Annotated in this window: 11 protein-coding genes; 5 read left to right on the forward strand and 6 right to left on the reverse strand. The window is 33.0% G+C overall.

Going from position 1 to position 14,482, the window contains the following annotated elements; translation table 11 throughout:
* Window positions 1-160 precede the first annotated feature (160 nt).
* From DG435_RS02540 to bglX, 3 genes are read right to left on the reverse strand one after another with little or no spacing between them, the layout of a single operon-like run.
* Window positions 161-1,504, reverse strand: coding sequence for a GntP family permease (locus DG435_RS02540; RefSeq protein ID WP_106791292.1), 1,344 nt, complete (start codon window positions 1,502-1,504; stop codon window positions 161-163).
* A 5-nt stretch (window positions 1,505-1,509) separates the two neighbouring features.
* Window positions 1,510-3,423 carry an NADP-dependent phosphogluconate dehydrogenase gene (gene gndA / locus DG435_RS02545; RefSeq protein ID WP_199852638.1) on the reverse strand — a complete coding sequence of 638 codons (1,914 nt, stop codon included), beginning with the start codon at window positions 3,421-3,423 and terminating at the stop codon, window positions 1,510-1,512.
* 8 nt (window positions 3,424-3,431) lie between these two features.
* Window positions 3,432-5,699, reverse strand: a complete 2,268-nt coding sequence (gene bglX, locus DG435_RS02550; protein ID WP_106791399.1) for a beta-glucosidase BglX — start codon at window positions 5,697-5,699, stop codon at window positions 3,432-3,434.
* Window positions 5,700-5,995: 296 nt separating this feature from the next.
* Between bglX and DG435_RS02555 the strand changes: the two genes are divergently transcribed.
* Window positions 5,996-6,853 (forward strand): UDP-2,3-diacylglucosamine diphosphatase, encoded by an 858-nt coding sequence (locus DG435_RS02555; RefSeq protein WP_106791291.1) that lies wholly within the window; start codon window positions 5,996-5,998, stop codon window positions 6,851-6,853.
* Window positions 6,854-7,024: 171 nt separating this feature from the next.
* Entirely contained in the window at window positions 7,025-7,606 is a 582-nt protein-coding gene (locus tag DG435_RS02560; protein WP_074406334.1) for a tRNA-(ms[2]io[6]A)-hydroxylase, read from the forward strand.
* Between the two features lie 59 nt (window positions 7,607-7,665).
* Here DG435_RS02560 and DG435_RS02565 read toward each other — a convergent pair whose 3' ends face one another.
* Both DG435_RS02565 and DG435_RS02570 read right to left on the reverse strand, forming a co-directional pair.
* The gene (locus DG435_RS02565; protein ID WP_106791290.1) at window positions 7,666-10,587 is read right to left on the reverse strand and encodes an FAD-binding and (Fe-S)-binding domain-containing protein; all 2,922 of its coding nucleotides are present in this window, start codon (window positions 10,585-10,587) and stop codon (window positions 7,666-7,668) included.
* The gene (locus DG435_RS02570) at window positions 10,580-11,062 is read right to left on the reverse strand and encodes an Lrp/AsnC family transcriptional regulator (RefSeq protein ID WP_106791289.1); all 483 of its coding nucleotides are present in this window, start codon (window positions 11,060-11,062) and stop codon (window positions 10,580-10,582) included. The genes DG435_RS02565 and DG435_RS02570 overlap by 8 nt, the downstream gene beginning before the upstream one ends.
* A 163-nt stretch (window positions 11,063-11,225) precedes the next feature.
* Here DG435_RS02570 and DG435_RS02575 point away from each other — a divergent pair, with 163 nt between their 5' ends.
* From DG435_RS02575 to DG435_RS02585, 3 genes are all read left to right on the forward strand, one after another.
* The gene (locus tag DG435_RS02575; RefSeq protein ID WP_106791288.1) at window positions 11,226-12,038 is read left to right on the forward strand and encodes a DUF1338 domain-containing protein; all 813 of its coding nucleotides are present in this window, start codon (window positions 11,226-11,228) and stop codon (window positions 12,036-12,038) included.
* 90 nt (window positions 12,039-12,128) lie between these two features.
* Window positions 12,129-12,623, forward strand: a complete 495-nt coding sequence (locus DG435_RS02580; protein WP_024770033.1) for a hypothetical protein — start codon at window positions 12,129-12,131, stop codon at window positions 12,621-12,623.
* 93 nt (window positions 12,624-12,716) lie between these two features.
* On the forward strand, window positions 12,717-13,256 hold the full coding sequence (locus DG435_RS02585; protein ID WP_106791287.1) for a hypothetical protein: 540 nt from the start codon (window positions 12,717-12,719) through the stop codon (window positions 13,254-13,256).
* A gap of 84 nt (window positions 13,257-13,340) precedes the next feature.
* On the opposite strand, the gene bshA is transcribed toward DG435_RS02585, so the two are convergent.
* A complete protein-coding gene (gene bshA / locus DG435_RS02590) occupies window positions 13,341-14,468 on the reverse strand; it encodes an N-acetyl-alpha-D-glucosaminyl L-malate synthase BshA (RefSeq protein WP_106791286.1) in 1,128 nt (375 codons plus the stop codon).
* Between the last annotated feature and the right edge of the window lie 14 nt (window positions 14,469-14,482).

The following is a 14,482-nucleotide window of genomic DNA, read 5'->3' on the forward strand; positions in this document are numbered from 1 at the left end:
ATTTATACCCTTACTGAAAACAGGATATTTCCATCTAAGAAAACCCTATCAATTGTCGTTCTGATTTATAATATTTGCTGATTTACTGATCAAAGACGATGGTAGAAATTCTGTCATGGTCTTATTCATAATAAATTAATTAGGTGTTTGAATATTACGACTAAAATATATACCACAATAACAAGGACATCACTAAGCCTGTGCACGCAATCAAAGTGGTCATTACTGTCCATGAGTGAAATGTTTGTTTTTCGGTTAAACCGAGGTATTGTCCTACTAACCAAAACCCACTATCATTAACATGTGATAAAATAGTCGCTCCAGAAGCTATTGATATAACAAATAGTGCAATTTGAGCAGCACTAAAATCACCAGCTAAAATAATTGGAGATGCTATTCCAGCAGCAGCAATCATTGCTGTTGTGGCTGATCCTTGAAGTATACGTATCAAAGCCGCTACTATAAAAGCAAATAGTAAAGGGTGTATAAACGATCCTTGTAGCGAAGAAGCTAATATCTCCCCTGCTTTAGTGTCTACCAAGATTTGCTTAAAAGCTCCTCCTGCCCCAGTAAGCAATATTATAGCTCCCGCGGGTTGAAAAGATTTCATAGACAATTTTAATAATTCGTCTCTTCCTGTTCCTCTTTTAATTCCTAAAATATACCATGCAAGGAGGTTTGCTATAATTAAAGCAGTAAATGGATGCCCCAGTAATGCAATACTATATGTTACTGATTCTGGCAAAAAATTCTCACCCATCCAATCTCCAAGAAAAACAGTTTTTAAAACGATTAAAAGAATTGGTAATGCTATAATTGCTATAATAGTGATTGGACTAGGATATTCTTTATCTTCTAGGATATTTACGCCTTGTTTTGGTATCGAAACGCTTATTTTCTTAGAAATATATTTTGCAAAAACGGGTCCACTAATTATCGCGGCAGGGATACCAGTAATAAACCCTAAGATAATTACCCAGCCTAAATTAGCCCCAAGAATATCTGCAACCGCAACTGGCCCGGGAGTTGGTGGAATAAAACTATGTGTAATAGCTAACCCTGCTAGTAAAGGAATCGCATATAATAATACCGATTTTTTGGTATTTCTCGCAATAGCATACACTACAGGAACTAAAATGATAAATGCCACATCAAAGAATACCGGAATAGCGATAATAAAACCAGTAATCATCATCGCCCAGGATGCATTTTTTTCACCTGCGAGTTTTAATATATATCTTGCTAAGCCTTGAGCTCCGCCAGAATGTTCTAATAATCCTCCAAATAAGGCTCCTAACCCAACTACTGTAGCCACAAAACCTAGAGTTCCTCCCATTCCATTTTTTATACTATCCAGAATCATTTCTGGTGACAACCCAGCAATGATACCGACAAGTATACATACAATAAGAAGCGCAATAAAAGCCTGTATTTTTAATTTTAGAATCATGAAAAGTAGAGCAAAAATACCTACTCCTACTGCAATTAGTAATTGATACTCCATATATATTAGCTTTTCCAGTTTGTGTGAAAGTATTCGGTTATTGGAGCATCAACTCGTTGGTATGTATGTGCTCCAAAATAATCTCGTTGTGCCTGTATCATATTTGCAGAAGATTGCGCTGATGTATAGGTCAAAAAATAGTTTGTAGCAGCAGACATTACTGGCAAAGGATACCCAGCTTTCATCGCAATAGCGACCGTATCTGTCAATTTGGTGATATTAATTTTCATCACCTCTACAATTTCTGGAAACAAAAGCAATGAAATTGGATTAGTATCTTTAAATAAGGTAGATATTTTCTCCATTACATCACTACGAATAATACATCCATTGGTCCATATTCTTGCTATCTCTGATAAATTAAGATTCCATTGGTATTCTTGAGATGCCTGTGATATAAGGTCAAATCCTATTGCATGATTGATAATACTTGTAGCGTAAAAAGCTTTTTCTAAAGTAGCTAATAATTCTTCATTATTAAAGCCTGTAGAAGGCTCCAATTTATAAATTTCTGAGGCATGAACACGTTCTGATTTCATTCCTGAAAGATTTCTTGCCATTACGGCTTCTGAAATGGTTGATATTGGCATTCCTATTTCTAAGGCTGATACTGCTGACCATCCTCCAGTTCCTTTTTGTCCCGCTTTATCTAGAATTTTATCAATCAAAAACTCTTCTCCTTCCATTTTTCTTAGAATATCTACTGTAATTTCTAAAAGGAAACTATCTTTTTTATTCATTCTCCATGATTCAAAAACATCACTAATCTGCTTAGGTGTTTTATTTTCATAAAATCTCAAAAAATGATATATTTCTGATAATAACTGCATTTCTGCATATTCTATCCCATTGTGAATCATTTTCACATAGTGCCCTGATCCCTCAGGACCAATATAAGTACAACATGGATTATTATTTTTATCTCTAGCTGCAATAGCCTCTAAGAATTTTCCCGAACGCATATATGCTTCTTTCGACCCTCCTGGCATAATAGATGGTCCTTTTAATGCTCCTTCTGCACCACCAGAAACTCCAGTTCCAAGAAAATGTATTCCAGATTTGGATACTAATCGTTCTCTTTCTAAAGTTTTTTTATAATGAGAATTCCCTCCATCAATCAAACAATCTTCTCTTGATAACAATGGTAATATTGATTCTATTACCATGTCTATAGGTTTTCCTGCATTGACCATGATCATGATTGTGCGAGGTTGTTCTAATGAATTCACAAAAGATGATAGGTTATCAAATCCAAGAACATTTGTATCATTTGATTGCTCATTCACAAAGTGTTTGGCGATATCAACTTCTCTATTGTCAACCTGTCGATTATAGACCGACAAACTAAAGCCTCGGGATAGCATATTTTTAGCAAGGCTTTTCCCCATAACGCCAAGCCCTATAAGTCCTAATTGTGATTTTGAAATATTCAATTCTAATTTTATTTGAGTAATACTATTTATAATACTTTGTTCTGCATCTATAAAAATTCCATGTTCGGGTTTTTCTAAAGTTTCAAATTGGGATACTAATAATTCTTTTTTAAAAAAATGTCCCTGCCTTGCTTCTAAACGATTTAAAATCAATTCGTATGAGGCTTCTAAAAAAATCCAGTTTATATAACTATGACCAACAGGTTGTAATGCATCTCTATATTTTTGTTTTAACGCAGAACAAGCTAATACAGCTCCTTTGTCATTACTCCAATCTACAATATGATCTGCCAAGATTTGTAACCACGGAGCTCTATCATTATCATTTAGAGGAATACCATCAGACATTTTTTTTATGTTTTCTTCTGGATGAAAATCATCTGCATCATAAAAAGGAATTCCTAATGTTGTTGCTAGCTCTTTACCTAAGGTTGTTTTTCCACATCCTGAAACCCCAAAAACGATGTATATATTTTTTAAACCCACTTCAATAATTATTCTATAACAAATTCTAACTCATGTGTTCGATCTAAAGCGTGTTTGGCAACCCATAATTTGAATTTCCCCGGTTCTACAACCCACTTTTTATCTAGTCCATAAAACGAAATATCATCCTTACTAAATACAAAATCAACGATTTTTGAGGCTCCAGGTTCGAGTTCTATTTTCTTAAAACGTAGTAATTCTTTTACAGGCCTAGTAATACTACCAACCATATCTCTAAAGTATAATTGTACTACTTCTTCAGCTGTTGCATTTCCTGTATTTGTGATTTTTGCACTTACTATAATTGGAACATTTTCTTTAATCTTATTTGATAAAATTTTAACGTCAGAGTATTCAAAATTACTATATGTAAGACCGTACCCAAAAGGGTATTGCGGTAAATATCCCAGATCTAAATAATGTGATGTATTTCCTAGAGAACTTTGCCATGCTCCTATAGGTATAGAGTCAATTTGAACAAATTCTTCAGGAATTGTAGGGCGGCCTGTATTTTTATGATTATAATATATTGGTATTTGACCTACTTCTTTGGGCCATGTAATTGGTAATCGCCCTGACGGTGAAGCTTTACCTGTAAGTATATCTAATATTGCAGGGCCTCCCATCGTTCCTGGATGCCATGCAAATAATACCGCATCTACTTTATCAATAATATTACCTAATGTAATAGGCCTACCTGCCATTAGCACTAACACTATTGGTTTTTCAGTTTTATGAAGTTCATTAATAAGATGCTCTTGTTTACCGGGAAGGTTTAGGTTTGCTCTACTATGAGCTTCCCCAGACAAAATAGCCTCTTCACCTCCAAAGAATACGATGATATCAGAGTTTTTAGCTATTTTGATCGCATCATTGAACCCTTTATTAGATTTATCTCTACTGTATGATAAACCTTCACTATATAAAATAGGGTGTTCATCGTCCTCCCTAAAAGATGCTAATGGGGTAATCGTATGTGCTTTTTCTCCATCAAAAGTCCACGTGCCTAATTGATCATGTGGTGCGTCTGCTAAAGGACCAATTATAGCTAAGCTTTTTTTAGCACTTAGAGGTAATATTTGATTTTCATTTTTAAGTAATACCATACTTTTTTTTGCAGCTTCTTGGGCTGTTTCCAGATGTTCTTTGGCATACAGTACATCAAGTTCTGATTCGAAGTATGGATTATCAAATAATCCTAATTTAAATTTGATTCTAAGAATATTCCTAACCATTTCATCCAATTGATTTTCAGAAAATTTTCCTTCTTCTATTAAATTCTTCAAATTATTCTGATATGAAATACTTGTCATTTCCATATCCAACATTGCATTTGCTGCTTTTTCTGCTGCAGCCGCTTCATCTTCTGCAAATCCGTGAGGAATCATTTCAATAATAGAGTTCCAATCACTTACCACAAACCCATCAAAACCCCACTGATTACGCAATACTTCTTTTAAAAGATATTCATTTCCTGAAACCGGAACTCCATTAAGATCATTAAAGCCAGTCATCAAGGTTGCAACGTTAGCTTCCACTGCTTTTTTAAACGGTTTGAGGTATGTATTGTGTAAAGAAAATTCATTGATGTTTGCTGTGTTATAATCTCTTCCTCCTTCAGCCGCTCCATAGCCTACAAAATGTTTTGCACAAGCAGCTATACTTGTAGAAGATGACAGATCATCTCCTTGAAAACCTTTAATATAAGCTTCTCCCATAATACTTGTTAGATATGGATCTTCTCCTGCAGATTCTGCAATACGTCCCCATCTGGGATCCCTGGATATATCCAGCATTGGTGCAAATGTCCAACGTATACCATATGTAGAAGCTTCGATTGCAGATATTCTGGCTCCTTTTTGCACCAGACTTGGGTCAAATGAAGCAGCTTGACCTAATGGAATTGGAAAAATAGTTTTAAAACCATGAATAACATCTCTTGCAAATATTAATGGTATTTTATTAGGGCTCTCCTCCATTGCGATACGCTGCAATTCTTTGGCTTCATCCTTATTCATAATGTTAAGAAAAGAACCGATTTCTCCTTTTTTTACAGCCTCCTTGAGTTCTACAGGTAACTCTTTTACCCTACTTGATTTTCCACGTTGGGCAGTTTGACCTATCTTTTCTTCTAATGTCATTTTTGATAGGATGCTATCAATCTTAGATTCAATGGTATCCTCTTTTGACACCAAAGCATTAGTCATTGATTCTTTAGGAGTACAATTTGATAATAAACAACAAACAATAAGGGCCAATACTAGATAATTTCTCATATATAAATTTGATTCTATAATTAATACATCTACATATATCATCGGTCATACACAACCAATACTATTCTGTTTAATAGAGTGTGTTAAGTAGGATATATAGACTAAATTCTTAGAGAAATTATGACAACTCTGGAGTTTTACTATCAATTCTTATCAAAACTTGTAAGCAATAATCAAATTTTAATGTTTTGATAACAAATCATTAAAATGATTAAATTCAGATAACAATAAACTCATCATAAGATAATTATCTTTGAAAACAGATTCATTTAATTTGTGATATTATCATATTTTATATGAAAAAACGTATTGTAGAGCTTGTTGTGATTTCGGATATCCATCTTGGTACTTATGGATGTCAGGCAAAAGAGCTTCTCAACTATCTAAATAGTATCAAACCAAAAACTCTTATTCTTAACGGTGATATTATAGATATCTGGCAATTTAGAAAACGATATTTTCCAAAATCTCATCTTAAGGTTATTAAAAAGATCATTTCGTTTGCATCAAAAGGAACAGAGGTTATCTATATCACAGGTAATCACGACGAGATGCTTCGCAAATTTAGTGATGCCCAAATGGGAAATTTTAAATTAGTTGATAAACTCGTTTTGGAATTAGATGGTAAAAAAGCATGGTTTTTTCATGGAGATGTTTTTGATGCTTCAATTCAAAACGCAAAATGGTTAGCTAAATTAGGTAGTTGGGGATATGATATGCTAATTCTTTTTAATCAAGCTATTAATTGGTTTTTGCTACGTATAGGAAAAGAAAAATTTTCGCTTTCTAAAAAAATCAAAAATAGCGTAAAAAAAGCAGTGAAATATATTAATAATTTTGAAGATGTTGCTGCAGAGTTAGCTGTTAAAAACAAGTACAGCTATGTAGTATGTGGTCATATTCATCAACCCCAAATGCGAAATTATGAGGATAAAAACGGGTCCTGTCTTTATTTAAATTCTGGAGACTGGATAGAAAATCTAACCTCATTAGAATACCATGATGCAACATGGAAATTAGTTCACTATGAAAATGAATCGATGAAAGTTTATGAAGAATCAAATGAAGAGGCAGAAAGCTTAGAAATTGATCCCGAGACCCTGCAAGCCTCTTTTATGGTAAATGAGGTAATTACATCTCTCAAGAAATCATAATTTCTTTTTACTCATACTTTGTTCTTACTCCTTTTTAGTTAATACCCGCAATTGATATGTGAACATAAATATTTTGGAAAATGGTATATTAATAAGTTGTTAGAATCATTGAAATAAAAATCGCAAAACGTATCTTTGACAATATTATTTATCTCTTAAAACAGAACAAATATGCTTGGTTTAAAACTAGCTACAGATCCACGTTGGGCAGCTCTCGCTGAAACAAATATCGAAGAAATCTTAACAGACCACGCATGGTGCGAGCAAAAAGCAGCCACAAATGCCATTACCATCATTACGTTAAATTCTGAACATACCGATTTGGTTACCGATTTATTAACCTTAGCACAAGAAGAATTACAGCATTTTGAAATGGTTCATGAGATTATTAAAAAGCGTGGTTATAAATTAGGTCGAGAACGAAAGGATAGTTATGTAAACGAATTGTTTAAATTTGGTATTACAGGTGGTAGCCGTAAGCAAAGCCTAGTTAATCGGTTGTTATTTTCAGCAATGATCGAAGCCAGAAGTTGCGAACGATTTAAGCTTCTTTCAAAAAAAATAAAAGATCCTGAGTTATCAAAATTCTATCACGATTTAATGATTAGTGAAGCTGGTCATTACACCACATTTATTGGTTTTGCACGTAAATACGGAAAAGGTATTGATGTAGATAAACAATGGGAAGATTTATTAAAATTTGAAGGAGAACTTATTCAAAACTACGGTACTTCTGAAACCATACATGGATAATATTTTAGTATAATTTCGAACCCTACATTTATTTGAAACTTCTAATTTTAAAATCGTATTTATAATAAAGCATTTTTTAAAATACTAATGGGATGTAACGCTTCTCGCTGTGTACCATCTTTTATTTGATGTCTGCAGCTAGTACCTACTGCAACAATAATAGTATCTTCGGGTGTTTTTCTAACCGACGGAAATAAGGTCTGCTCTCCTATTTGCATACTAATATCATAATGCTCTTTCTCATACCCAAAAGACCCTGCCATACCGCAACATCCAGATGGAATTATAGTAACATTAAAGTTTTTGGGTAAATTTAGAATCGAAAATGTATCATGTATACCAGATAAAGCCTTTTGATGGCAGTGCCCATGCATTTTGATTGTTTTGGTATCTGCAGTAAACAAATCAGCGGTTATATTTCCTTTTTCTATCTCTGTATGCAAGAATTCATCAATCAAGAACGTATGTGCTGCAACTGATGTTGCTTTTTCTTTATCATCGGCTAATCGTAAATATTCATCTCTGAAGGTAAGTATCGCAGAGGGTTCTAATCCGACCAAAGGAATTTCTTCAGTAATATGATTGCTAAACGTTTCAATATTAAGATTTGCGAGAATTTTAGCTTGTTTCAACAATCCTTTTGATATAAAAGTCCGCCCGCTTTCTTTATGGTCAATTATCTTTACCTCATAATTTAATTTAACGAGTAGCTCGATAGCATCTATCCCAATTTCGGCATCCAGATGATTTGTAAATTCATCTATAAAAAAGCACACCGTTTTTATAGGTCTCTCTGGTTGTATTTTTGTTATATTTTGCCTGCACCAATCTCTTAAAGATTGTTTGCTTAACAAAGGTAAATTTCGTTGTTTGGCAATACCCAAAGTAGATTTTAAAATACTAGATGTGAATGTATTGGAAAAGAAAAAATTTGTTAAACCAGGAGCGATTCTCCCTATATCATTTAATCTGTTACTATAAGCAAAAAGCTTTGTACGTAACGATACTCCATTTTCTTTTTGATATTGATATTCGAATTCTGCTTTCAGCGCAGCTACATCAACATTAGAAGGACATTCACTAGCACATCCTTTACAACTTAGACAGAGGTCAAAAACTTCTTTTAATTCTCTATTATCAAATTTATTAACCTTTTCACTATTGGTTAAAAACTCTCTCAGTGTATTTGCTCTACCTCTAGTAGTATCTTTTTCGTTTTTTGTAGCCCGATAACTGGGGCACATGGTCCCTCCTGCTTCTACAGATTTACGGCAATCACCGCTACCATTACATTTTTCTGCAGCTCTTAGAATTCCCATCGAGTCGGTAAAGTCAAAAATGGTATCTATTTCTGGTTCTTTTCGATCTATTTCATATCGTAGTTTTTGATCCATGGGATAGGCATCTATAATCTTGCCTGGGTTAAAAATAGAATCAGGATCAAATGTATTTTTAATACGTTCTAATATTTTATAGTTGCCCTCACCAATCATAAAGGGTATATATCCAGCCCTTACAATACCATCACCATGTTCTCCACTCATAGAACCTTGGTATTTCTTTACCAAAGATGCTACGTCATCTGTTATTTTTTTAAATAGAACTACATCATTACTCTTTTTTAAGTCCAGAATAGGCCGAAGATGAATTTCTCCTGCTCCTGCATGTGCATAATACACAGCTTCTTGATCATAAGACTTCATTAAATCTGTAAATTCTGATATGTAATCTGCTAAATCAGGAATAGCAACCGCCGTATCTTCTATACAAGCAACTGCTTTTTTATCGCCAACAATATTACCTAGTAATCCTAATCCCGCCTTTCTTAGTTCTAAAGCCTTATCTATTTCTTCTTTACGCAAAATTGGATTGGCATAGCTTAGCTTTGAATCATCAAGAGTTTTTAATAGGCTATCCTTTTGCTGTTCTAAATGATCAGCATCGTCTGCTCTAAGCTCCAGCATGAGGATTGCTTCTGGGTCATCAACAATAAAAAAACGATTCTTTAATTGCTCGATATTATTTTTTGTACAATCCAAAATGGTTTTATCCATCATTTCGCAAGTGAATAACGAATGTTGCATTACGGGCTCTACCGCTCTCATACAATCATCGATAGTTCTAAAATGTGCAGCAATCATCAACGTTTCTTCTGGCGGAAGTTCATCTAACTGTAATGTTATTTGTGTAGTAAAAGCCAATGTACCTTCACTTCCAGCAAGAAGTTTACACATATTAAAATGTGTATTCGTGGTAGAAAAAACCTCAGAATCAATCAACTCATCAATAGCAAAACCCGTATTGCGACGATGAATTTCTCGTTTTGGAAAATGAGCAGCAATTTGTTGTTGAATTTCTTTAGAAGAAAGTTCGGTATAAATCTGGTTGTAGATTTCTCCTTCAAGAGTATCTAAATTTCGTTTTTCTTCAAAGTCATTTGATGATATTTCAGAAAAAATGACTTCACTACCATCAGACAATATCGTTTGTAATTCTAATACTTTATCTCTTGTAACACCATATTGAATAGATGTAGTACCACTACTATTATTACCTACCATTCCTCCAATCATACAACGATTGGATGTTGATGTATTGGGCCCAAAAAATAATCCATGTGGTTTCAAAAAACGATTAAGATCATCTCGTATTACTCCTGGTTGAACGGTTACCGTTTTTCTTATTTTATCTATTGCGATTATTTTAGTAAAATATTTAGAAACATCTACCACAATACCGTCTCCTACACATTGCCCTGCAAGTGATGTTCCTGCTGTTCTGGGAATAATACCAACACCATACTGAGATGCAAAAGCAACTATTTTTTTTACATCTTGTATTGATTTTGGAAATGCTACTGCCAAAGGAATTCTACGATATACTGAAGCATCTGTAGCATATAAAGAAGTAATTAGAGTATCAAATTGTAATTGACCGTCTAGTTGATTTTGTAAAGATGTCAATATACTTTTATCAATCATATGAAATATTCTTTCCTAAAGAATTTAAAGAAACCTGTCTCCTGAAATTGGTATCAAAACAAATAAAACTATCCGTTCCCGCGACTCCATCGATCTGATGTACTTTTTCATACAGAATCTTACGTAAATGATGATTATCAAATGCAAAAATAAGAATGAAAATAGCATAATGTCCTGAAACATAATTACATTCTAATATTTCTGGAATTTCTTTTAAACCATCAACTACTTCTTTTGCATATCTAGCCTCTCTTAAACGAATACCAACATAAGATTTCGTTTTATAACCAATCTGTTTTTCATCTACTACAAACTCGGCTTTCTTTATTACACCACGTTGCTTAAGTTTTTTAATTCTCTGATGTACTAAAGAATTAGAAATTTTTAAATTCTCTGCTATTTGAGAAAAAGGCTTCCTTGCATCTTCGCGTATCTGTAATAATATCTGCTGATCTATATAATCAAAATGATTCATACCAATAAAAAATTTAAAACATACACAGTCAAAATTGATAATAAAAACAAAACATTACCTTTAATTTGACACAAAATCTATATAATTGAAACTAAAACTAATATATATACACGCAATAATAGTCAAAAATAATAATTTTGTATCAAATAAAAACATAATTAAAATGAATTTGACTCATTTTTTTGAAGAACTTTGGAAACAATACACTGCAAAAACTCCTTCTGCGCAAAAAATTAAATCTTTGTTTGAAGCAGAAGATAATACTGTTTTCAATGATCATATTGCAATACGCACTTTTAATGATCCGAGAGTAAATATCGATGTTCTGGCAAAACCCTTTATCGCAATGGGTTATGAACCCAAAGGAGAATATCATTTTAAGACCAAAAAATTATACGCCAAACATTTTGAGCACAAGAGTGATCTTAACGCTCCAAAAATCTTTATTAGTGAATTACTTCTCGAAGAGTTTTCTGTAGAATTAAATAGCATAATCCAAAACACCATAAATCAAACAGATCATACGGTTTTACAACAAGAAGATCTTATTCTAAAAGGCAGGATTTGGGCCAAACCATCCTTTGAGATATATAAAAGACTCCTTTCTACATCAGAATATGCAGCCTGGGTATATGTTAATGGCTTTTGCTCTAATCACTTCACAGTAGATGTTAATAAGCTTCAATCGTTTAAAGATTTATCTCAAGTTAATGAATTTTTAAAAGAGAATGGTTTCAAAATGAATACTTCTGGAGGTGAAATAAAAGGCTCTCCATCCCAATTACTAGAGCAATCCAGTATTTTGGCTGATGTGGTCAAGGTAGAATTCGAAGAAAACGTTAAAGAAATCACATCATGCTATTATGAATTCTCATACCGTTACAAAAATAATCAAGATGTTATTTTTAATGGATTTATAGCTGATTCTGCAGATAAGATTTTTGAGAGCACCGACATGCAGTTACAAAGTAGTTAGTTTAATCTTAACAAAGATTTAAGATTTATCCTTACAGAATAGAAGATTTATGACGTTATAGTCGGGAATAGGAAATTACTATTTACGATTATGACGAAGTATATATTTTTTATAATTCCCTTTCTATTTCTTTGTATTTATAATATACAATCTCAGGAAATTTCTAAACATACTATTGGTTTACGTATTAGTGAAGGAGACGGTTTTTGGGCCGAAGCTTCATATCAAAATGCTTTAAGTTCTAAAACACGAATAGAATTAGGACTTGGAGCGCAAGGCAAAAGAAACTACAATGCTCTAAAGCTAACCGGGATATACCAATGGGTTTTTAATATAGACGGTGGTCTAAATTGGTATGTTGGTCCAGGGATTGGAGGCGGATTAGTTGATTTTGACTCTAATATAGTGCGTGACGATGATTTAACCATCTTTGGTTTTGTAACAGGAGATGTAGGTATTGAATATAATTTTGATTTCCCACTATTAATCTCACTAGACTTCAGACCAGAGATATACTTCGATAGTTATACTAATGATGATATCATTTTTAATTTTGGCTTAAGCGCCAGATACAAATTTGATTAACACTCTTAATACACTAGTTTTGCAAAGAAGACTTTAAAACACGCTAACCATTTCTATTATAATAATCAATTAAAAATTTTAAAAATTAAAATCATGAAAAAACTTTTTTTTGTACTATCAATCATTATTTCGGCTTCACAACTGCAGGCACAAGATATTCCTGAAAATGCTATAGGAATTCGGTTATCAGAAGGAGTTGTTGGAGATGAAGGGTTTGGTCCCGAAATTACATATCAACGACAAATAATAAGTGAACACAACAGAATTGACGCCAATTTAGGTTTTAAAACAAATTCTTTCATCTCTACTTATCGTGGTGGAGTATTTTTTCATTGGACATATAATATCTGGGATAAATTAAATTGGTTTGCTGGTCCAGGTTTAGGTGCAGGGTATATAGATTTTAAAACCCGATACCTTGGTGTAATTATTGGTGATGTAGATAGAGATGCTGAATTTTTTCCTTACATAGGAGCAGATTTTGGAGTTGATTATCGTTTTGATTTTCCACTTCAAGTAGCATTTAGTATTCGTCCAACATTTGATATTCATGATATAGATCAATCAAATGGATTTAGAGATGTAGACAATACTGGAGTCAATGTTGGTATTTCTGCCAGATATACATTTTAGACATACCATTATAATAAAGTAATAACTAAAACACCGTTGTCATGTACATGACAACGGTGTTTTTAATTTTATAAATAAATGATATTATACTGCTGCCAAAGCACTCTCATACATTTTTATATATAGAGGAATAATACTACTAATATCAAATTTCATTGCTTCTTTATACGCATTTTCTTTAAAAACTTCTAATCTGCTATCATTTTCCAGAATTCTAATCGAATTTTCTGACATCCCTTTTACATCTCCTACGTCACTCATATATCCTGAAACACCATGACTATTAACTTCTGGGATTCCTCCTGCATTACTTGATATTACAGGAACCTTATTTACCATCGCTTCTAATGCAGCTAAACCAAAACTTTCTCGTTCTGATGGAAGTAAAAACAGATCAGAAAAACACAATATCTTATCTATTTCATTACTATTACCGAAGAACACAACTTTATCTTTTATACCAAGTTCTTTACATCTTTGTTCGGCTGGTTTACGTTCTGGCCCTTCTCCTACCATCAATAACTTTGCTGGCATTTTTTTCTGAATATTATAAAAAATATCTACAACATCTGTAATACGTTTTACAGCTCTAAAATTACTAATATGAGTAACAATACGCTCTTCTGGAGTTGCCATAAGTTCTCGTTGACAATCTGTAAAACTGGTTTTTCTTTGACTTGCATCAATAAAATTAGGAACTACCTCAATATCGTTTTTGATATCAAATAAACGTAATGTGTCGTCTTTAAGACTTTGAGATACAGAAGTAACAATATCACTTTTATTGATACTAAATGTTACTGCTGGTTTATAAAAAGGATGATTTCCTACTAAGGTAATATCTGTACCATGTAATGTAGTCACCATAGGTATATAAATTCCTTCTTCTTCAAGCATTTTTTTTGCCATATATCCAGCATATGCATGCGGAATAGCATAATGAACATGAAGTACGTCAATTTTATACTTTTTAATCGTATCAACTAATTTACTAGACAATGCTAATTCGTATGGTTGATAATGAAAAAGAGGATATGTAGGTACGTTTACCTCATGAAAATGAATATTCGGATTCAATAGATTAAGCCTAACAGGTTGTTTGTAGGTAATAAAATGTACTTCGTGGTTTAGTTTTGCCAAAGCAATTCCTAATTCTGTGGCCACCACCCCACTACCTCCAAAGGTAGGATAACAGACTATAGCAATTTTCATTCAAATAATTTTTC

Origin of the sequence: Aquimarina sp. Aq78 (assembly GCF_900299525.1) — a bacterium.
Taxonomy (GTDB): domain Bacteria; phylum Bacteroidota; class Bacteroidia; order Flavobacteriales; family Flavobacteriaceae; genus Aquimarina.